Source organism: Clostridium sp. 19966 (genome assembly GCF_032335695.1).
Taxonomy (GTDB): domain Bacteria; phylum Bacillota; class Clostridia; order Clostridiales; family Clostridiaceae; genus JACTOJ01.
The window spans coordinates 100,349-120,675 of sequence record NZ_JACTOJ010000015.1 but is presented as its reverse complement, the minus strand read 5'-3'; the positions used below and the strand labels follow the sequence as shown (position 1 = coordinate 120,675).

Genomic DNA, 20,327 nt, shown 5'->3' with positions numbered 1-20,327 from the left:
GTAAGAGCTTTAGGTTAGAACATAGGGAATCCTTGTTCAAACAAAAACAACTGGAAAAAATTCAGTAAAATTATTTGCCGAAATTTCTCCCAAAGTACTTGCCAGTTACATCATTTTACATCCCTCCTTTTGGAGGAATATAGAAAACAAAAAAGGGCTTATACATTATTAAAATCTTTATTTCTAAAGAATTTAATGTACAAGCCTTACCGATTCTATCAACTTCTTATATATTTATCCTATATAAAACTTGAAAAAAGTTTTATCCTGTGATATTGTATATTACATAATAAATGTTAGTTATTTTTAGTTGATAGAATTTTAGTAAATTGCTTTCTCAGGGCTTGTACTAAAATTCTTTTTTCTTTATTAAACATTATTTTTCACTCCTTAAAGTCTTTTATATTCCGTTTAAGTTTCGTATTGGTGTTTATTGTAAGTGGAATAAATAGAAAAGTCAAATTTTAGATGAAAGTTTTGCATAAAAATTAAGAAGGCTTGTTACAGCCTTCTTTTTTAGGTTATATTAAGAACATAGCAATTTTAATTCATAATAAAAATCGTTTGGTTGTAATAAGTTACGGTGAACCGTACCACAAATGACGTAGACTATCCTCGTAACCTTTGGTGTAACTAGTTTTATGAGAAAAAGCAATGGCATTATATGAGTTGAGGTTTAAAGATAAATAAAGTGAAAATTTTAAGATAAGAACTAATGCTCTACCAAGGGAAATAGGGTAGAGCATTAGCATTTTATATTAATTTAGTTTAAAATTTCTATTTATTTATTAAAATATATTTCTTCCATTTTTTCTTTTAAATTCCGAATGCCTTCGGGAATATCTTCCGGTATTAAGGAATCATGTACAGCACATGTCCCAGCGGCTTGCGCAGTTTCATAGTACCAGAATTTATATTTGATCAAATCGAGAGTTTTCTGTAATTCCGCTATCTGTTCTGTAACTTTTTTCTGCTGTTCTCTGAACATGTTGAGCCGCTGGTTAATTGTTTCATCACCTTGAATACACCAGTTCATAAATTCCTTTATCTCTTTAATTGACATCCCTGATTTTTTTAGCCATTGAATCATGCAAAGAGGTTCAAAATCAGCATCCTTGAACATACGGATTCCGCTTTGGCTGCGTTCAACAAATGGCATTAGTCATTCTTTAGCATAAAAACGAAGGGTATGCGGAGATATATTAATTTTTTTGGATATTTCACTAACTGTATAGTACATTTTTATTCCTCACTTGTTTTTGATACTTCTCAAAAGGCTTATTAAAGTTACGATTTTTTAATCCAACGAAAATTTTTAAGAACCTCCTTGACTGAGAGTGTACTCTCAAGTTTATGATATATAATATCGCACAATAGAGTGTGTGTCAATTATAATCGTAGAAATTAGGAGGAATATTATTATGAATCAAAATAATAGACCACGTATCGCACTTGGGGCTTGGTCATGGGGGACTGGTGCAGTAGGCGGAGATCAGGTTTTTGGCAACCATCTTACAGAATCAGATCTTAAGCCTGTATTTGATACAGCGATGAACCTTGGATTGAATTTATGGGACACAGCTTATGTATATGGTATGGGAGCTTCAGAAGAAATTTTGGGGGCTTTTGCAAAAAATGAACCTCGTGAAAATGTCATTATCTCTACAAAATTTACACCATTGGTTGCAAGTGAGTCGCCAGATGCAGTTCAGGAGATGCTTGATGGAAGTAAGGAGCGTCTACATACAGATGTGATTGATATTTACTGGATTCATAATCCTAAGGATTCTGAGAAGTGGACACCGAAGTTGATTCCACTTGCTAAAAGCGGGCAAATTAAGGCTATTGGTGTTTCTAATCATAATTTAGCAGAAATCAAGAGAGCAAATGAAATCTTTGCAGAGGCAGGACTGAAGGTTTCCGCTGTGCAAAATCATTACAGCCTATTGCACCGTTCTTCTGAAAAAGCTGGTATTCTTGATTATTGCAAGGAAAATGGAATTACCTTCTATTCATATATGGTTCTGGAGCAGGGTGCTTTATCTGGCAAATATGACCAAGCTCATCCTTTCCCAGAAGGAAGTGGACGTGCAAATTCTTATAATCAGGCACTTCCTGAATTGGAGGTTCTAGTAAATGAAATGAAGATTATTGCTAAAGCTCATGATGCAAGTGTTGCTCAGATTGCAACAGCATGGGCTATTGCAAATGGAACAGTTCCAATTATTGGCGTTACAAAAATAAGCCATGTAGAAGATGCTGCAAAAGCTGCCAAGATTGAATTGAATGCAGAAGAAATTAGCAGAATGGAAGCATTAGCTGATAAGACAGGCGTTTCAACACTTCGTGAATGGGAAAAATCCATGATCTAAACTGATTGTCTCATAATTGGCAAATAAACAGCAGTCGGTATATTTGTAGGAGTAGTACAGAGATATCGGCTCTGTTGTTATGTAGGAGGAAAGATGAATTATTTTACATTAAACAACGGAGTTCAGATGCCAATTTTGAGGTTTGACCATGGGATATCAGCGGAGCAGAAGGCGAACGTTGCATTTTAGATGCACTGGAAGTTGGTTATTGCTTGATTGATACGGATAAGATGTATGGTAACGAGTGAGTTCATTCGCTCATATGAGGTAATTCCAGCAATCAATCAAGTGGAATCACACGTATATTTTCCACAGCTGGAGCTTCAGCGGGAAATGGCAGATGCAAGAGGAAATAATGGAATAGAAGGCTTTGGAATTGATTGATATGGAGGAGAAGAAAATGAAGGTTTTAGGAATCAACGGAAGTGCAAGAAAAGATGGCAACACTGCTATAATTATCCAAAAAGTGCTTGAAGAGTTAAATAGCACAGAGATTGAAGTAGAGCTTGTACAGTTTGCAGGGCAGGTTATCGAACCATGTAAAGCCTGTTTTGCATGTGGAGGAAAAGGAAACTGTGTCCATCACAAAGATGTGTTTAATGAAGTTTTTGAAAAAATGGTGCAAGCAGATGGTATTGTTCTTGGGTCACCAGCGTATTCAGCAGATGTTTCAGCTAATATGAAAGCATTCATTGAACGTGCAGCTGTTGCCTGTGATATGAACCCTGGGTTGCTGAAACACAAGGTTGGTGCTTCTGTGGCAGCTGTTCGACGTGGTGGTGCATTGACTGCGATTGATACCATGAATCATTTCTTTTTGAATCACGAAATGTTTGTGGTAGGTTCTACTTATTGGAATATGGTTTATGGACAAATGCCTGGCGATGTTTTGAGGGATGCAGAGGGTATAAACAACATGAAAAACCTGGGGCAGAACATAGCTTTCTTACTTAAGCAAATGCATTCCAATAAAAAATAATAAGAAAAGAACATTACAGCTACATTGGAAATTTGAGGGAACATTTTTACCTTATATATACTAAAAAGAGATAAAGCTCACAGTTTGTTATGAGTTTTATCTCTTTTTTTAACTTCTATATCAAGAACAAGAAATTTAATCTTAATATTCAAGTGACGTATAAAGAGATTATGTTTCAAAATTAGTCTGATAATATAAACAATTGAAGTACTAATAGCAGTATCAAACAATACCTCCTTAGCTTCAGGAGTTAACAGAATGACATCGGCAGAAAAATTTACAAAAGTCTACGTTATAACCGTTACGGTGAACCGTATCATAAATAACGTAGACTTTCCTTGAAACCGTTGATATGAGTGGCTTTGATAGGGTTAGAAGAAATAAGAAATGTAGCAAATAAAAATAGGGTGCTGCCAACACCCTATAATATACAATTCTATCTGCTTAGTTGAACTTCTCTAAAATCATTTTAAATGGTTCAAGTTCTAAGTTCATTTCCTTGTATTGAAAGGTTACTGACTTTTCCGTATTATTAAATATAAATAAGTAATCTATATTATTTTTACGTCTTATACTAATTTCTACATTGTCTGGCAAATTTGATACATAAGAAATGTTTGCTCTTTTTAGCGACTCTTGAAGGAAATCTTTGTAGAAAGCTTTATCACCTACAGTCCCTAAATAATAGGCATATCCTTTTCCATATTGATTTATCGTAACTGCTGCTCTGCCTTTATAAAAATTATCATCATAGGTAGCGAGCACCTCAGCACCTTTCTCTTCAAGGATATCACACCATTTAGTGCACTTATATATATTATTGTTTATTCCTTTCACATTTGTATATCTTGATCCAATAGCGTCGTATTCCTCAACAACACATCCTGTAAGGTCAGAAAAAACCGTTGGCAATTGCTCCATTATGCAGTTATTATTTAAATCTTTTACTCCGCTTCGATTTGTCAATAGTACAATGCCACCATTTTCAACAAATTCATAGACTTTCTTTGTAAAGTCTGGATTCACTATATACATGGTAGGTAAAACAACAATTTTATATTTGCTTAAATCAATGGAATCATTAACAATATCAACGCCAACTCCCATAGAAGTAAAGGCATGATGAAATGCTTTTAATTGCTGGTAATAATGAAATCCATCTGATTGTGGTTGAATCTTTAGAGCACAATCTTGTTCAAAAGTATAAATAATAGCACACTGATTAATAATTTGACTTTCTGATAAATCTTCCATTTGATTTACTTCTGCACACAGCTCGGCAAATTCCTTAAATCTTCGCCCAGGTACATTGCTATGGTCAATCAGTCCGTGCCAAAACATTTCAGCGCCGGATATTGCTGACCTCCATCTAAAATGAATTACTGCATCTGCACCTCTGGCAATAGCTTGCATGGAATAGCCTTTTATCATACCAGGCTTTGGTGTCGGCTGCATTGGCATCCATCCACCTGGCGTTCCACTAAGTTGTTCCATAATCCAGAAGTTTTTTTGTTTTACGCCTCGCATTAAATCTAAGTGGAAGGCGTGGGAATAGTAAGCTTCTTTATCATCGGGAATGCTGGTTGCAGGGTAATTATCATAGGATACAAAATCCAGATTTCTAAAAAGATCATGATAATCAGGAAAATTTTCACACATCCATGTATTAGTAGTAATCTTCGTACTTGGACAATTTTTTCTAATTATATTCATTTGGAAATTAACATATTCCGTTATACTTTCCGAAGCATATCTGTGGAAATCTAGCATATAAGCTACGTTATACCATGTATACGGATAACTTCCAAGAGGGGGTATTATCTGATTCCAATCAGAATACTCTCCACTCCAGACATTATTTCCATATGCCTTATTTACATTTTCAATGGTTCCATATTTATTTTTTACCCAGTTCCTAAATTTATCTGTACACTCTTCACAACAACAGAAATTTGATTCCACTTCATTATCTATTTGCCAAGCAACAACGGATGGCCTTTGGCTGTAACGAGTGGTTAATTTTTCAATTATATCCTCAGCATATTTTCGGTAAAGTTTGCTATTATAACAACGATGTCCACGAATGCCTAGAGCTATTTTATTCCCATCACGACCAACTTGTATAGTTTCAGGATATTTCTGATATAACCATAAGGGTGGTGTGCTAGTAGGTGTACATAATATTATATCAATTCCTCTCTTTTCAAAAATTGAAATTATATTATCTAGCCACTCAAACTCATAACTTCCTTCACTTGGAGATAATTTACTCCATGCAAATTCAGCTAGCCTTACTAATTTAACTCCTGTTTCTTTCATTAAATCTGCATCTTGCTCCCACAATGCGGCATCCCAATGTTCTGGATAGTAATCTACACCGATTTTTATCATTTTATTCCTCCTCAAACGTTATTTTAACCTACATACAAAAATTTGCGTTATTCACGACTACAGTTTATTAATATAGAAATATATTATATTGTCATTATATTATTTAGTATACTAGTATTCCATTGATAATATTGTCTTATATATGTATAATATTGCTTATTAGTATTTCGTTAAAAAGGAGTCTTTATGTTTCAACAAATTAGTTATTATACACCTTACAATATAACTTTTGAACTTTTACAAAACAGACTTTTCCATGATTTAATTCTTGCAAGTGCTGGTATTTATTTTCACGCTGCTGGACATTTAGTGAATAAACGTTGCTTGGATGAATATGTGCTTATTTATTGTACAGATGGTAAGGGTTGGCTTGAAATTGATGATAAGCATTATGATATATACCCAGGTGATTTGTTTATTTGTCCACCCAACATTATTCATAGTTACGGTGCAGATAAAATTAATCCTTGGACTAAATATTGGTTACACTTTAGGGGAAATAAAGGCTTAATTTTTATGGAATGCATTGGAATTTCAACCTGCTGCCCTGTCTTTAATGCAGGTATCAACCAAAATATTATTCAAAGATTTGAGCATATATTTGAAGTTTTAAAAATGGGATATACTACTGCCAATCTGCTGGTGGCATCTTCTGACACTCATCTTATACTTTCAGAATTAAATTTAATTCGCGCAAATGGGCCGTTTTCTGGCCAACCAGGTACAACAATTGAAGCAGTAATTGAATTTATGTTAGAACATGTATGTGATAATAAAACATTAGATGATTTTGCTGACTATTCGCAAATATCAAAATATCATTTTATTCGTGTATTCAAAGATAAAACGGGATATACTCCATATGATTATTATATTCGTTTAAAAATACAAAAAGCTTGTGAACTATTGCATTCAAAGGCCAAATCTATATTATGTATAAGTATTTCTCTAGGCTTTACCGATCAATTTCATTTTTCCAAAGTGTTTAAAAAAATAACTGGATATTCACCAACAAATTATAGGAATCTTCAACCATAATAAAATGAATGTAATTACCTATATTTATATATAATCTTCAAGCAATAACTAAAAAAGTCTACGTTATAAACGCTACGGTGAACCGTACCATAAGTAAATGCCAAAGTAGCCTTAGTAATTGAAATAACTTGATTAAGGTTATTTTTAGCCGCAAATATCGTATCATAAGTGATATACTACTATTTTTTACATTATATGTAGTGTAAATGGTATTTATTAATTTTGTAGAATTAAGTTACCAAGATTTCAGAGGAAACAGACGTGGAAGCCAACCGATAACTTTAAGTTATGTATAAGTGTATTTAAAGGATATCCAATAGGGGTTGTAATAATTAACTCTTGTAATAAGCCAGATAGGATAGATTGGTTACTTGATGGAAGGCAACGAAGACATGCTTTAGATTTTGGAAAAGGTTTTTATATAACAGAAATTTTGTATTATTAATCACGAAATTGTTAATAAGCATCTGAAATATGAAGAAAGTAAGGATGTGTAGGAGATTTGCATTGTAAGGGAGTTAAATATTTGACAGATGAATTAATGCTTGAATATGGAATTATCCATCATAAAGGATATCCTAATGATTTAGTTCATTAGAGTGAAACGCAAGAGTTTACTAGTAAAGTAGACTCTTTTTTATTTTTGTTAAAGAATTTGAACCCGTCAGGGCGTAAAGCTTTAACAAAATGTGCTGTTATCACATTTTTAGCTTTGCATAAGGAAGCGGGCCCCGGACTTGATTACCGACGTAGTTATGCCAGGCAGCAAGCAAATATGTAGCATTTTTCAGAGTAAACACTGCATGCCTGGATTAGCAGTTTAATCCGAACTTAAAAATTTGTGTGAAGATAGTTTGAAACAGTTTTTGACTTATCTAAATCCATATAAAATAATAAGTGTATTGATAAAGTTTACAAGTGTATTAGAAAAAAACATGAATAAAAAATTTGGTAATACTCTGAGTATTAAATTAATTATACATATAGGTTGTGCTCTTGAAAGCGCTATCATTAAGGACAGTTTAATATATAAAAATGATAAAAGAAAATATAATAAAAGTTATCAATAAAGTAAATGATATGTTGAGAGATATATTAAATATTATGTTAAATGAAGATGAAACTTGTTATATTACAGAAATGTTTGAATAAGTATATCAAAATAACATGAAATTAAAATAAAAGAGTATCAAAAAGTAAATAAAGTGTATTGAAGAAAAAGATTTCAATGGCTAAGATTAAAGCTTAAAGCCCTAAGGTACATACCTTTAAGTGCTTTAAAATTTTTTGATACACTTTGTTGGCACGATACTTGCTAATAATATAAGTGTAAATAAGATAAGAGTATATAAAAATTGCTTATAGTTTTTTTAAAACTTATTTATAAATTTTACTGTAATAAATAAAAAATAGGAGGTATAAAGATGGTAGGAATTATTCTTGCTAGTCACGGAGAATTTGCTAAAGGCATTTTGCAATCCGGTGCGATGATTTTCGGAGAACAAGAAAATGTAAAAGCTGTTACGTTGATGCCCAGTGAAGGACCTGATGATCTTAAAGCAAAAATGAAAGACGCAATAGCATCACTTGACAACCAAGATGAGGTTTTAATCTTAGTTGATCTTTGGGGTGGTACACCATTCAACCAAGCGAATGGTCTATTTGAAGAACACAAAGATAAATGGGCAATCGTAGCTGGTATGAATCTACCAATGTTAATTGAAGCTTATGGTGCACGTCTTTCAATGGAATCTGCACAGGAAATTGCGACTTATATCTTAAAAGCAGGTAAAGAAGGAGTTAAAGTTAAGCCTGAAGCATTGGAACCAGCCCATACTGATAAATCTAATGAGGCTTCAACTCAACAATCTAATCTAGGTAAACCTGGATCATTCGAATATGTTTTAGCTCGTATTGACTCTCGTTTACTTCATGGTCAAGTAGCAACAGCTTGGACAAAAACTGTAAATCCTACAAGAATTATTGTAGTGTCAGATGCAGTAGCCAAAGATGAGCTTCGTAAGAATTTGATTACACAAGCTTCTCCTCCTGGGGTTAAAGCTCATGTTGTTCCAATTGATCATATGATTAAGATTGCAAAGGATAAAGAGCATTTTGGTGGACAGCGTGCAATGCTTCTCTTTGAAAATCCACAAGATGTACTTAGAGCAGTAGAGGGTGGAATACCACTAAAGACAATTAATGTTGGTTCAATGGCTCACTCTATAGGTAAGGTTCAACCGAGCAAAGTGCTTGCTTTCGATCAAAAAGATATTGATGCATTCAATAAGCTAAAACAAGCTGGACTTAATTTTGATGTTCGTAAGGTACCAAATGACTCAAAAGGAAATATGGACGAAATACTTAAAAAAGCACAAGAAGAATTAAAAAAGGTAAAATAATTTAGTTATTTCAATAAAAAAGGAGGATTCATAACCATGACTTTAAATATAGTTCAAATTATATTAGTCATTATTGTAGCGTTTCTAGCTGGTATAGAAGGTATATTGGATGAATTCCAATTCCATCAACCATTAGTTGCTTGTACATTAATCGGCTTAGTTACAGGAAATTTACTACCATGTTTGGTATTGGGTGGTAGTCTTCAATTGATGGCCTTAGGTTGGGCAAATATCGGTGCTGCCGTAGCACCTGATGCAGCGCTTGCATCTGTTGCATCTGCAATCATTCTAGTTCTTGGAGGTCAAGGCCAAGCAGGAGTTGCTTCAGCAATTGCTATAGCTGTTCCTCTAGCAGTTGCAGGGTTATTATTAACAATTATTTGCCGTACAATAGCTACAGCATTTGTACATTTTATGGATGCTGCCGCTAAAAAAGGAAATATCAGAGCAATTGAAATGTGGCAAATAGCTGCTATTTGTTTACAAGGTATACGTATTGCAATTCCAGCAGCCTTGGTTTTAGCAGTTGGTGCAGGTCCAATCAGTTCATTACTTTCTGCAATGCCTGCTTGGTTAACAGATGGCTTAGCAGTTGGTGGTGGAATGGTTGTAGCTGTTGGTTATGCAATGGTAATCAATATGATGGCTACAAAAGAAGTATGGCCATTCTTTGCAATTGGTTTTGTACTTGCGACTATCTCACAAATTACACTTATTGGACTTGGTGCTATCGGTGTAGCTATAGCTCTTATTTACTTAGCACTTAGCAAACAAGGTGGTAAAGGAAATGGTGTAAGTTCAAATACTGGTGATCCTTTAGGGGATCTAATTGATAGATACTAAGAAGGGGGAGAACAAGAAAATGTCAAAAGAATTAAAATTAAGTAAAAAAGATCGTATTTCTGTTTGGTTCCGTTCATTTTTCCTTCAAGGTTCTTGGAACTATGAAAGAATGCAAAATGGTGGTTGGGCGTTTGCAATGATTCCAGCAATCAAAAGATTATATAAGAGCAAAGAAGACAGAGCAGCTGCATTAGAACGTCACTTAGAGTTCTTTAACACTCACCCATATGTAGCTTCACCAATTGTTGGTGTAACATTAGCGTTGGAAGAAGAACGTGCAAATGGTATGCCAATTGATGATGTAACTATTCAAGGTGTTAAAGTTGGTATGATGGGACCTTTAGCTGGTATTGGAGATCCAGTTTTCTGGTTCACTGTAAGACCAATTTTAGGGGCATTAGGTGCTTCACTTGCTTTGAGTGGTAACATTCTTGGACCAATTATATTTTTCATTGCTTGGAATATTATCCGTATGGCATTTATGTGGTATACACAAGAGTTTGGTTACAAAGCAGGATCTCATATTAGTGATGATTTATCAGGTAATTTACTACAAGATATTACAAAAGGAGCATCCATTCTTGGTATGTTCATTTTAGGATCATTAGTTAACAGATGGGTATCTGTTAAATTTGTACCAATAGTATCATCTGTTAAGTTAAGTAAGGGTGCCTTTATAGATTGGGACAAACTTCCTGTTGGAGCATCAGGCATCAAGCAAGCTCTATTGCAACAAGGATCAGGTATGTCATTAACTGATACTAAAGTTACAACACTACAAAATAACTTAGATTCATTAATTCCTGGTCTTGCAGGATTATTAATTACACTTATTTGTATGTGGCTGCTTAAGAAGAAAGTATCTCCAATTATCATTATTCTTGGATTATTCGCAATAGGTATTGTTTTCCACTTGATCGGTTTAATGTAACACTTTTTTACTTAGCCTAAGCTTTTTAGCTTGGGCTTTTGTAACATATAAAGCAGAGTGAGAAAAACAATTTTTACAATACTAATGAAATAAATTGGTGAAATATATGTTGCTTTTAATGGACTTTCGAACAATTGATAGAAGCATATAAAAAATATATAATAAAAATAAATGTGTGTATAAGTAGAAAAGAGGTGGGTGGGATGGTTCAATCACTCAATACAAAGGTGGATCTTGTAATTGATGCAACAGCTTTTACAGGCTTTTCAGATTATGGCAAAATCATGATTGGCGATAAAGGTTTTGAGTTCTATAATTCTCGTGATTCTCGCAAATATATTCAAATTCCTTGGGAAGAGGTTGACTATGTAATTGCATCCGTATTATTTAAAGGAAAATGGATTCCACGATATGCAATCCGAACGAAGAAAAATGGTACTTATACTTTTTCTTCTAAAGAAGTAAAAAAAGTGCTTCGTGCTGTTCGAAATTATGTTGATCCAAATCGGATGGTTTATTCATTAAGTTTTTTTGATGTGGTAAAACGAGCGGTGAAATCCATATTTAAGAAGAGTTGATATTAAAGAATTTTGTACTTGGTATAATAAACACAAATAAAAACAAGCGTTCATCAATGCTAAATACTATAAAAAAGTTCTCAGCACAACTCGAAATCAGGCGTACGGTTCTAAGTCGTACCAGGAGTTGAAATCTCCTTCTCTCCGCTACACACCAATAGCTCTAGCAATTTTTGCTGGAGCTATTTTGCTATAAATTTTGCTGTAAAAATGGTGCTTACGTCGCCCCTTTGACGATGAAATGGAAAAAACTAAACGAAAATGGATAGCGAGATTAACTTGGATGAAGGAAAGATGTCTATTAGCAATAATCTTGTAAGCACCTATTCAGGAACAATACTAAAGGATCCTAAAACAAGCACAAGCTATCGTACTCTAGAGCCGTCATAAAGCATAATAAATATATTGAAAAAGCATGAAAAGTTACAGAAAGAAAATAAGTCCAAATTAAGTGAAGCTTATAAGGATAATAACTGAGGGAACTATTTTATGAAAAAAGTTATTATTTTTGCTACCAAGATTTTTTGACTATCATGTAAAGTATATACTTAATCTTTACCACAAAATTACCGCCCATGTTAGGCTCACCTAAAATTAGCACAGGTTAGTATCATGTGCTGTACAATATAAGAATATTCAAAACGGACATACTTAATATTTAGAGAATTGTATAAAATTCAATTTATCATTATTATCAATTTTCGTAAATTCAAAAACTAAATTAAATTTATTTTTCTTATCGACAAACGTAATATCATATCTCTCTCCGCTCCCCATCTCATCTTTGTAAATTGACTTTTTGAAATTATTTCCATATGCCTTAACGATATCTTCAAAAGAGGAAGTAAAAGTAATATTTTTTTCTGTTCTTAAACTATCATCAAAATCTTGTGTGAAGATTCCAATTATCTTATTATTATGAACTCTTACAGTTGCTATTTTAGTAGAAGATGAAGTAAATTCATAATCTGTGTAATTAGAATTATCCACCTTCTTTGTAACTACACCAAAGGCTTCTTCTGCTACCTTTAGATTATAATTTTTATTTAGATATACGTTATTTATATTTTCTTTACTCAAATCAGTTGGTTTTGTATTAAAATATTTAAGTGTACCTGTAGTCCATAGATAACATACTAGAAATATTAATATAAATAAAGTGGATAAAATTATATACCAAATCTTTCTCATACTAACGGCCATTCCCTTCGCCGTGCGCAAGGCACAAAAATAAATAAAATGATTAAAATACCAATTATTATATGTATATTAATCGATAATATTAGATATGTAATTTTAAATTGATCTGAATATATATCCAATTGTTTTTTACTATAAATATCCATTAGAGATGCCAAATAGCACTAACCATCTTTTATAGATTGAATGATGAACCGTATAATCAATGACATAGAATTTTTGGAATGGTTAAAATTATAATTAAGATTAAAAACCATCTTTAGAAATGAAATTATAGTACGATAATGTAATTAAAGTGTACATTCGAAAACGTTAATTATTGCGTCGGAGGTGAAGTTGAATGTCAAGTCACAAAAAATCAATATCAGTCAGTGATATAAAAGCGGGAATGATAGCTGCTGCTGATATATATGAAAGAAACAATATGTTACTAGCAAAAGACCAACCTATTACTGAACTAGTATTAACTCAGCTTAAAAAGTCTTATTTAATAAATAGTGTTGAAGTATATGTTGAAAGTGATTCGCTGGAAAAGAAATTAAATAATAATATTTCATTTAATTTGAAAACAATTGATGAAATTGAGAATATTTTAAATAGCTTCTCTGCTGATTTAGAGAAAACATTAGATAGTATATCAGACCTAAAGCGAACGGATATAGACGAGTTGAGAGTTTTTACGAAAAACATTCAAGATAAATTTACCGCAACAGATGCAATTCTTAAAAATATTGCTATTAACAGAAACACAGAACAAAATTTTTTTAGACATAGCCTGAATGTGGGGGTTATTAGCTTTATACTTGGAAAGTGGTTAGGGGTTACTGAGAAGGATCTGAATTTTTTGATGTACTCTGCGGTGCTGCATGACTTTGGTATAACAAAACTAGATAAAAGTATTATAGAAAAAGGTAGTAAGCTAACTACAAATGAATATAAGATATTTAAGACACATCCTATCATTGGCTATGAATTTATAAAAAAATTCCAGTATTTAGATCCCTCTGTGGGCTATGGAATATTAATGCATCATGAACGTATGGATGGATCTGGATATCCATTTGGACTTAAGAATGATAAAATACACAAATTCTCAAAAATAATTGCAATTGCAGATTTATTTGATGAAATTAGTTCAGGAAGTTACTCCGAAGACATTAGAAGCCCTTTTGATGTACTTAATATCATTAGGCAAGAAAGTTTTGAAAAGCTCGACTTTAATTATTGCAATATGTTTTTAAGACATATGACGAATTTCTACATTGGAGAAGAGGTAATTCTAAGCGATAAACGTAAATGCAAGGTTGTTAAAGTGAATATGGATGATCTGCTAAATCCTATATTGCTTGACGGTAGTGTTTTGCTTGATTTAAGTAAGGAAAAGGACATATATATTGAAAGCCTTGCTATGTAAGTTGGAAAGAATAGTGATGACTAAAGCAGTTCCGACTAAATTCCTATCTCTCCGTTACATACCAATAGCTCTAGCAATTTTTGCTGGAGCTATTTTTCTATAAGTTTTGCTGTAAAAATAGTGTCTGTGTCGCCTTTTTTTGCAGTTATAACTTGAAGCAGTTGAATTTGTGGCATTAATTGAAGGTGCAGCCATTTAAGATATATAATATTTGATAGGGCATTTAAATAAGTAGAATTATTGCAAGTTATGTTAAGTTTTTAATTAAAGAATCTAGTACAATATTCTTACAGGGAGGTGAGTATACTTGTCGCTTAATACGGTAGAAAATATGGTCAACTGGATAGAAGTTAATATTACAAGAAATCCAACGCTGGCTGAAATGTCAAATTACGTTGGATACTCTCAGTTTTATTGTTCAAATAAGTTTCATGAATATATGGGGATTACTTTTAAACAATATTTATCAAAGCGTAGATTAACTCTTGCTGCAATAGAAGTGAAAAATACACAGGATAGACTTCTGGATATAGCGTTAAAGTATGGGTTTTCCTGTCAAGAAAGTTTTACAAGGGCTTTTGTAGATGCTTATGGATACACCCCCAATCAATATAGAAAGACTTTGGTAGCTATTCAGTTATATGTGAGACCTAATATCCTTCCGGTTGCAAATAATAAATTTGTGGAAATTTAAAAAATAAATTAGTAAATGGAGTGTAGGATGAAATTAGGGAGAAATGATTTATGTTGGTGTGGCAGTGGGAAAAAATACAAAAAATGCCATGCCGAGTTTGATAGTAGAATTGAGTTTTATAAAGCACAGGGACATATAGTCCCACCTAGGAATATTATAAAAACAACTGAACAGATAACAGGAATACGTAAAAGTGGAAAAATTAATATTGCTGTTTTAGATTATATTGCTGAGCATATACAGGAAGGTATGACCACAGAAGAAATTAACCAGCTTATCTATGAAAAAACAGTAGAGTTTGGTGCTGTACCAGCACAACTTGGGTACGAAGGATTTCCCAAAAGTGTATGTACCTCTATTAATGAACAGGTATGTCATGGCATACCATCAAAAGATGTAAAACTAAAAAGCGGAGATATTATCAATGTTGATGTTTCAACCATATATCAAGGATACTTTTCGGATTCATCTAGAATGTTCTGCATTGGAGATGTAAGTGAGAAGAAGGAAAATTTGATTCGCGTTGTGCGAGAATGTATTGATTTAGGGTTAAAACAAGTAAAACCTTGGGGATTTCTTGGAGATATGGGATATGCAATACATGAGCATGCTATGAAAAATGGATACTCTGTAGTAAAAGAAATTGGAGGACATGGAATTGGATTAGAATTTCATGAAGATCCTTGGGTAAGCTATGTTTCTAAGAAAAAAACAGATATGCTGATGGTACCAGGCATGGTATTTACCATAGAGCCAATGATTAATGCAGGAACGGACGAAATATTTTTAGATAAGAAAAATGATTGGACTTTTTATACGGCAGATGGGCAGCCTTCAGCTCAAGAGGAAATCATGGTATTGGTTACAAGCGATGGATATGAGGTATTAGCATATTAACTTTTAATAAAAACCGCAGTTAAATAGATAGGGTGAACCGTATGAAGGTCTAAAAAAGAACTGCCTTGAAAGCAGTTCTTTACATCGGTTTATAGAAAATCCATGACTATTCTATTACAAGTGAAGATATTCAGCCCAGCTTAAATTCAAGATCTCTTAGTTAACTAAAATTACTAACTAAATTTAGTTTTTTAGCTCTCTTGTTGGCATACATTTTATCGTCAGCTTCTCGAATAAGCTCTTCAATATTTCTGCAATTTTTGGCGTTGCATTCTGAAAAACCAATGCTTACATTTATTGCATAGCTTTTCAAGCTGTATGCATTATAGCTTGATATAGCTGCTTCCAATCGGTTACTTATTCCTTGCATATCCTTCATGCTGGCTCCTGGAAGCACAGCCAAGAATTCATCCCCTCCATATCTGAATATTATATCTTTTTTGGCTAAGGAATCTTTTATTATCGTTGCTACAGATATAAGCAGAATGTCACCTTCAATATGACCAAAGGTATCATTTATTGTTTTTAAATCATCAATATCTATAAATGCGATAAGTATCGAATCTTCAAGGGTTGCTAACTGATCTACTTGTTCTCTTATAAGCTTTAATCCCTTTCTTCTGTTATAAAGTCCTGTAAGTTCATCAATATTCGCGTAGCCCTCTAGCTTTCTATTTGTATACTCATTAAAATGAAGTTTTGCTCCGATGCTTTCCATATCTTGCTTTAAAACTGTGTTTTGGGCTTTCAAGGTTGTTATCTTACTTATATATCTTATCTCCATATTATTTATTGCAAAGTATAGGAGACCAGCCGATAGAATAACATAAAAATATCCTCTATACTGATCAATATTCATTATTACTTCAATATCATTGGAAAGCCAGCCTAAGGCCTTGTTAGAAAATATTAGCCATATTAGGCTAAAAGCTGCGTATGCTGCGGTAATCTTTAATGTACTTTGTTTTTTCTTCATATATTGCACCTCATTGATTTTAGTTTTATGTATTTAGTCTTCTCTTTTTAATATGTGTGCTTATACAGCTTTGTTATTTTATTTCCCCCTTGTTATAGCATCATTTAACATTCTATTAGTTATACGTAAACAAATAACATTTTAAGGGGGAGGTAATCCAGACATTATTCTTGTAAATATATTCTAACTATAGTACAATTTTGATATATGCCAGCGTATATTGGCATGATATGGTCCTAACAGGAGGATTTGTATGGAGAAGCATCAAAAAATCATAATATGTGGACTTCTTTCTTTAATGTCTCTAGTCTTCATTACAGAGGGCAAGAGTAATCAGATTCAAAGACAAACAACCACTTCTTCAGGATTGACACAGCAAATGACTGGTAGCACTGTAGCTATGTCTGAATCTGAACTAAAAAGCATTGAAAACGTTAGTCTATCAGATGATTCTCCTGCTTCCATTTGGTGGATACCTAAAGATGAAAAAACTACTATAAATGAAATTACAGCTTGGTTGCAACAAGCTAAACCATATAAAGGCGAAATACCTAAAGATCAAATCAATGCTATATTTAATGCAAATATCGCACCATCAACACTGTATATAACTACTTCCGATAAGCACGAAATAAAAATACAACCTGCATGCGTAGTACAGGGGATCGCAAAAGCCCAATGTGTTACTGATGTACTGGAGATTAATAAGGATAAACAAAAAAGTTATATTCAATGCAGTCAGCTATTCAACTGGTTAAAGAACGATAAGTGGAATACTGAATTTGAAAAGAAACAATAACGAATTTTTTTAGTCGGAATATTTCTGGGATATTGGTGAACTATTTCACTATAGCTAGTGGGTGGTATTGGATATGATAAATTACTATTTCTCAATCGGTTATATAACTTAAAATTTGTAGTTGAGATTTTTATATTTGTTGCAACTTTTTCCACTTTCGTATTTTTGTTCTGAAGGACTTGAACGGTGCAACAGTATTGATGTGAATCCACTTACATATTGCCCAATTGGATGGAGTTGATGATGACCATTTTCTTCCGCCTTGCTGAAATAATTCCGCATCTGTATAACTGTTAATCATTTCAATAACTTGCTGTTCTGCCTTTATAAACATAGTGCTTAACTCCTTGAGAGTATATTCTTTGTATTGTTTATAAAAACTTTCATATAAACCACTGAGATTATTCCATTTATAGGCTGGAGTTGGAGTGATAACAACATGCCCTTGCCGTTCTTGCTTCTCCCAATCAAGAATGAGATTCATCCACCCTAACTGATAGGCAATCATTTGAGTAGGCGTTCTGTCAACTCCATCAATTAACCTATCTTTATCTTTTTCATCAATATCATTAAATTCTTCGATGAATAGTTTTGCACGATTTGAAATTTCTAAAATCAATTCTTGTCTATTTTGGTATCCTGCCACTTTTACACCCCGCTTTCAAGTTGGAATTTGTCAGCTTCGTAGTATTTTCATAATCTCTGCAAAAACTTATTTACTTGCCTTCGATTTTTCAAAACTATTTTATTTACAGCACTTTCATTATTGAGTATATCATAAAAGCGTTTTCTATTTTCCTTATCATGCTTCCAAATAGACTTTATAAACTCAATTTTATCTTTATCAAATTTTTCAGGGCAATATCCACCCATATCAAGGCGGCTTTTCCCATAATTTTTTATAACTCTCTTTATAGCACCATAAACGCATATAGTGCGTGAGAAATCCATATAAATCAATGTATCACAATACTTTAATCTAAGAGGTATTGTACGATTAATATTTCCATCTAAAATCCATTTCGGTTTTGAAAGTTCTTTCAGTAACAAATCATCAAATTCATCTTTTGAAGCATTTTGCCAATTATCTCTCCAATATAGTATATCAAGGTGAATTAAAGGAAGTTCCAATTTTCTAGCTAATTTTTGCGCTAATGTCGTTTTTCCACATCCATTACCACCTATAATTAAAATACGTTCCAAACAATTTTCCTCCCTGCAACATATAATTAAATGCTGATTTCCCCATCCAGTACCTCCAATTAAAAGTACCGCCGCAAGATTTTGATAATCATGGAATGTATCCAATGAATAGCCAACGCTTGTTAAGAAATTTCCTTGTGATCTGACAGACTGCAATTTTAGAGAAATCGTATAGACGTTGTATTTCAAATTATGGAATTTGGCATCTTCATGTTATGCTTATACTATTCGTTGTTATTTCAACTCTTTCCTCATAACAACATTCTTCTCTTGAACAGCTACTTTGACAAATCCAGCCTTCTCATACAGCCGAAGAGGGCCTGTGCAATCCCATTCAAATCGCTCGTCGCGCACAACGGGAAAACCCTCGACGGCGATATAGCCTTCGGCTCTCGCATCGTCAATCACGCGCTGCAAAAGAGCAGTGGCAATTCCTTTCCCGCGATATTCAGGAGCAATCTCAAAACACACCACGGCCTTTTCTAGCTTTTCAGCCGGTGCGTAAAAGCGCTCACCGGTACACGATTCGATGGGGAAGTTCGCTTTATCGTTCGCGTTGCACCAGCCAATAGCAACGCCGTCGTCAAAAGCCAAGTATCCCCGAAGCGCGCCCGAATCAATCTGTCGTTCGGCGACTTTTCGTGACACGCGACCTATGTCAGCCCCGTCTACTTTGTCAAACTCAGCTTTTTGCTGCTCCTTGGACATTTGATAGACCTGACAATAACACCGATACGGGGAATTATCTGTGAACGCCCGATTTTCGAAGAAGTCAAAGTAATCGGCTGAAAGCCTCGGTATGAGTGGTTTGATAGTAATATTCATGTTTTCCCTCCGTATAAATATAAATAATCTGTAGTTAAGTCGGTAAATTACTATTTGCCTATTACTCAGATTTGATCCTATTTATATTATAACATATTTTGTAAATATACTATTACTTATGGTACGGTTCACTTAGCTTAATTATAAAAGGCTTTTCTATCAGATAAAACCAAGCAATTTTCAATTTACCAACGTTAATATATTGTAAAATAGACTCAATAAAATACAATAAAGTTTAATAAAATATAATAAAATGCTTGACCGTTATAGAAAAAATTATTATAATTTGAGCATAGATTCTATACTTTTAGAAAAAAGTAATTTATAGGGAGAGTGAATAGTTTGAATTACAGAGTGATAAATAAAAATAACAATAAATATATTGAATTTGCTTCTGATTTGATGAAACTTTCTTCAGAGCAGGATGTGGTGGATTGCATATCTATATGCATGGAGAATGACATTTATACGATAATACTGCATTCTAATGTATTATCAGAGGATTTCTTTAATCTTAAAACAGGATTAGCAGGTATGGCACTGCAAAAATTTATAAACTATCATGTAAAAGTTGCTATTATTATTGAAGAGGCAGAAAAGCTTAATGATAGATTTAAAGAAATGATTATGGAGGCTAACAAAGGAAATCATTTCAGAACATTCAAGAATATTCCAGATGCTGAAATTTGGATCTCAAATTTGTAAGCGTAGGGAGAAAAATCCTCTGATGATGAGGATTTTTTTATTTCACACATCTTTTGCCTATATGAACTATAATATCCTCA

The 20,327-nt window shown here is 33.2% G+C and carries 21 protein-coding genes and 1 pseudogene; 15 read left to right on the top strand and 7 right to left on the bottom strand.

The genetic code is table 11. From position 1 onward, the window contains the following. Nucleotides 1-781: 781 nt before the first annotated feature. A pseudogene (locus IAI10_RS15580) lies at nt 782-1,240 on the bottom strand (MerR family transcriptional regulator). A gap of 181 nt (nt 1,241-1,421) precedes the next feature. Between IAI10_RS15580 and IAI10_RS15575 the strand changes: the two are divergent. From IAI10_RS15575 to IAI10_RS15565, 3 genes are all read left to right on the top strand, one after another. After that, nucleotides 1,422-2,372 carry an aldo/keto reductase gene (locus tag IAI10_RS15575; RefSeq protein WP_315674215.1) on the top strand — a complete coding sequence of 317 codons (951 nt, stop codon included), beginning with the start codon at nt 1,422-1,424 and terminating at the stop codon, nt 2,370-2,372. 234 nt (nt 2,373-2,606) lie between these two features. After that, entirely contained in the window at nt 2,607-2,756 is a 150-nt protein-coding gene (locus tag IAI10_RS15570) for a hypothetical protein (protein ID WP_315674214.1), read from the top strand. Nucleotides 2,757-2,772: 16 nt separating this feature from the next. Continuing rightward, complete coding sequence (locus IAI10_RS15565) at nt 2,773-3,351, top strand: flavodoxin family protein (protein ID WP_315674213.1); 579 nt, start codon at nt 2,773-2,775, stop codon at nt 3,349-3,351. A gap of 444 nt (nt 3,352-3,795) precedes the next feature. Here IAI10_RS15565 and IAI10_RS15560 read toward each other — a convergent pair whose 3' ends face one another. After that, on the bottom strand, nt 3,796-5,742 hold the full coding sequence (locus IAI10_RS15560; RefSeq protein WP_315674212.1) for a beta-galactosidase: 1,947 nt from the start codon (nt 5,740-5,742) through the stop codon (nt 3,796-3,798). Between the two features lie 186 nt (nt 5,743-5,928). Between IAI10_RS15560 and IAI10_RS15555 the strand changes: the two genes are divergently transcribed. From IAI10_RS15555 to IAI10_RS15530, 7 genes are all read left to right on the top strand, one after another. Continuing rightward, nucleotides 5,929-6,780, top strand: coding sequence for an AraC family transcriptional regulator (locus tag IAI10_RS15555; RefSeq protein WP_315674211.1), 852 nt, complete (start codon nt 5,929-5,931; stop codon nt 6,778-6,780). 229 nt (nt 6,781-7,009) lie between these two features. Then, a complete protein-coding gene (locus tag IAI10_RS24690; RefSeq protein ID WP_396334401.1) occupies nt 7,010-7,225 on the top strand; it encodes a DUF262 domain-containing protein in 216 nt (71 codons plus the stop codon). A gap of 979 nt (nt 7,226-8,204) precedes the next feature. Continuing rightward, nucleotides 8,205-9,182 (top strand): mannose/fructose/sorbose PTS transporter subunit IIA, encoded by a 978-nt coding sequence (locus IAI10_RS15550; protein WP_315674210.1) that lies wholly within the window; start codon nt 8,205-8,207, stop codon nt 9,180-9,182. Between the two features lie 36 nt (nt 9,183-9,218). Further along, nucleotides 9,219-10,025, top strand: coding sequence for a PTS mannose/fructose/sorbose transporter subunit IIC (locus IAI10_RS15545; RefSeq protein ID WP_315674209.1), 807 nt, complete (start codon nt 9,219-9,221; stop codon nt 10,023-10,025). Nucleotides 10,026-10,044: 19 nt separating this feature from the next. Continuing rightward, nucleotides 10,045-10,956 carry a PTS system mannose/fructose/sorbose family transporter subunit IID gene (locus IAI10_RS15540; protein ID WP_315674208.1) on the top strand — a complete coding sequence of 304 codons (912 nt, stop codon included), beginning with the start codon at nt 10,045-10,047 and terminating at the stop codon, nt 10,954-10,956. Between the two features lie 203 nt (nt 10,957-11,159). Continuing rightward, nucleotides 11,160-11,534, top strand: a complete 375-nt coding sequence (locus tag IAI10_RS15535) for a DUF956 family protein (protein ID WP_315674217.1) — start codon at nt 11,160-11,162, stop codon at nt 11,532-11,534. A gap of 261 nt (nt 11,535-11,795) precedes the next feature. After that, complete coding sequence (locus IAI10_RS15530) at nt 11,796-11,924, top strand: hypothetical protein (protein ID WP_315674207.1); 129 nt, start codon at nt 11,796-11,798, stop codon at nt 11,922-11,924. Nucleotides 11,925-12,185: 261 nt separating this feature from the next. Here IAI10_RS15530 and IAI10_RS15525 read toward each other — a convergent pair whose 3' ends face one another. Next, complete coding sequence (locus tag IAI10_RS15525) at nt 12,186-12,725, bottom strand: hypothetical protein (protein WP_315674206.1); 540 nt, start codon at nt 12,723-12,725, stop codon at nt 12,186-12,188. A 349-nt stretch (nt 12,726-13,074) separates the two neighbouring features. Here IAI10_RS15525 and IAI10_RS15520 point away from each other — a divergent pair, with 349 nt between their 5' ends. From IAI10_RS15520 to IAI10_RS15510, 3 genes are all read left to right on the top strand, one after another. Further along, nucleotides 13,075-14,148 (top strand): HD domain-containing phosphohydrolase, encoded by a 1,074-nt coding sequence (locus tag IAI10_RS15520; protein WP_315674205.1) that lies wholly within the window; start codon nt 13,075-13,077, stop codon nt 14,146-14,148. A 307-nt stretch (nt 14,149-14,455) separates the two neighbouring features. Then, entirely contained in the window at nt 14,456-14,842 is a 387-nt protein-coding gene (locus IAI10_RS15515; RefSeq protein ID WP_315674204.1) for an AraC family transcriptional regulator, read from the top strand. Between the two features lie 27 nt (nt 14,843-14,869). Continuing rightward, nucleotides 14,870-15,739, top strand: coding sequence for a methionyl aminopeptidase (locus IAI10_RS15510; RefSeq protein ID WP_315674203.1), 870 nt, complete (start codon nt 14,870-14,872; stop codon nt 15,737-15,739). A gap of 160 nt (nt 15,740-15,899) precedes the next feature. Here IAI10_RS15510 and IAI10_RS15505 read toward each other — a convergent pair whose 3' ends face one another. Continuing rightward, on the bottom strand, nt 15,900-16,715 hold the full coding sequence (locus IAI10_RS15505) for a GGDEF domain-containing protein (RefSeq protein ID WP_315674202.1): 816 nt from the start codon (nt 16,713-16,715) through the stop codon (nt 15,900-15,902). A gap of 253 nt (nt 16,716-16,968) precedes the next feature. Here IAI10_RS15505 and IAI10_RS15500 point away from each other — a divergent pair, with 253 nt between their 5' ends. Continuing rightward, on the top strand, nt 16,969-17,514 hold the full coding sequence (locus tag IAI10_RS15500) for a hypothetical protein (protein ID WP_315674201.1): 546 nt from the start codon (nt 16,969-16,971) through the stop codon (nt 17,512-17,514). A 130-nt stretch (nt 17,515-17,644) separates the two neighbouring features. Here IAI10_RS15500 and IAI10_RS15495 read toward each other — a convergent pair whose 3' ends face one another. From IAI10_RS15495 to IAI10_RS15485, 3 genes are all read right to left on the bottom strand, one after another. After that, nucleotides 17,645-18,160: a ClbS/DfsB family four-helix bundle protein gene (locus IAI10_RS15495; protein WP_315674200.1), complete on the bottom strand. Its 516-nt coding sequence runs from the start codon at nt 18,158-18,160 to the stop codon at nt 17,645-17,647. A gap of 47 nt (nt 18,161-18,207) precedes the next feature. Next, nucleotides 18,208-18,717, bottom strand: coding sequence for an AAA family ATPase (locus IAI10_RS15490; protein WP_315674199.1), 510 nt, complete (start codon nt 18,715-18,717; stop codon nt 18,208-18,210). A 234-nt stretch (nt 18,718-18,951) separates the two neighbouring features. Then, a complete protein-coding gene (locus IAI10_RS15485) occupies nt 18,952-19,542 on the bottom strand; it encodes a GNAT family N-acetyltransferase (RefSeq protein WP_315674198.1) in 591 nt (196 codons plus the stop codon). A 342-nt stretch (nt 19,543-19,884) separates the two neighbouring features. Here IAI10_RS15485 and IAI10_RS15480 point away from each other — a divergent pair, with 342 nt between their 5' ends. Then, complete coding sequence (locus IAI10_RS15480) at nt 19,885-20,247, top strand: DUF4180 domain-containing protein (RefSeq protein WP_315674197.1); 363 nt, start codon at nt 19,885-19,887, stop codon at nt 20,245-20,247. Nucleotides 20,248-20,327 lie beyond the last annotated feature (80 nt).

Excerpts from the sequence above, each read along its gene's own strand:
- IAI10_RS15510 (WP_315674203.1), top strand. The coding sequence starts at position 14,870 with ATGAAATTAGGGAGAAATGATTTATGTTGGTGTGGCAGTGGGAAAAAA.
- IAI10_RS15560 (WP_315674212.1), bottom strand. The coding sequence starts at position 5,742 with ATGATAAAAATCGGTGTAGATTACTATCCAGAACATTGGGATGCCGCA.
- IAI10_RS15570 (WP_315674214.1), top strand. The coding sequence starts at position 2,607 with ATGGTAACGAGTGAGTTCATTCGCTCATATGAGGTAATTCCAGCAATC.
- IAI10_RS15530 (WP_315674207.1), top strand. The coding sequence starts at position 11,796 with ATGGATAGCGAGATTAACTTGGATGAAGGAAAGATGTCTATTAGCAAT.
- IAI10_RS15485 (WP_315674198.1), bottom strand. The coding sequence starts at position 19,542 with ATGAATATTACTATCAAACCACTCATACCGAGGCTTTCAGCCGATTAC.
- IAI10_RS15575 (WP_315674215.1), top strand. The coding sequence starts at position 1,422 with ATGAATCAAAATAATAGACCACGTATCGCACTTGGGGCTTGGTCATGG.
- IAI10_RS15535 (WP_315674217.1), top strand. The coding sequence starts at position 11,160 with ATGGTTCAATCACTCAATACAAAGGTGGATCTTGTAATTGATGCAACA.
- IAI10_RS15540 (WP_315674208.1), top strand. The coding sequence starts at position 10,045 with ATGTCAAAAGAATTAAAATTAAGTAAAAAAGATCGTATTTCTGTTTGG.
- IAI10_RS15545 (WP_315674209.1), top strand. The coding sequence starts at position 9,219 with ATGACTTTAAATATAGTTCAAATTATATTAGTCATTATTGTAGCGTTT.
- IAI10_RS15565 (WP_315674213.1), top strand. The coding sequence starts at position 2,773 with ATGAAGGTTTTAGGAATCAACGGAAGTGCAAGAAAAGATGGCAACACT.
- IAI10_RS15520 (WP_315674205.1), top strand. The coding sequence starts at position 13,075 with ATGTCAAGTCACAAAAAATCAATATCAGTCAGTGATATAAAAGCGGGA.
- IAI10_RS15500 (WP_315674201.1), top strand. The coding sequence starts at position 16,969 with ATGGAGAAGCATCAAAAAATCATAATATGTGGACTTCTTTCTTTAATG.
- IAI10_RS15505 (WP_315674202.1), bottom strand. The coding sequence starts at position 16,715 with ATGAAGAAAAAACAAAGTACATTAAAGATTACCGCAGCATACGCAGCT.
- IAI10_RS15550 (WP_315674210.1), top strand. The coding sequence starts at position 8,205 with ATGGTAGGAATTATTCTTGCTAGTCACGGAGAATTTGCTAAAGGCATT.
- IAI10_RS15525 (WP_315674206.1), bottom strand. The coding sequence starts at position 12,725 with ATGAGAAAGATTTGGTATATAATTTTATCCACTTTATTTATATTAATA.
- IAI10_RS15555 (WP_315674211.1), top strand. The coding sequence starts at position 5,929 with ATGTTTCAACAAATTAGTTATTATACACCTTACAATATAACTTTTGAA.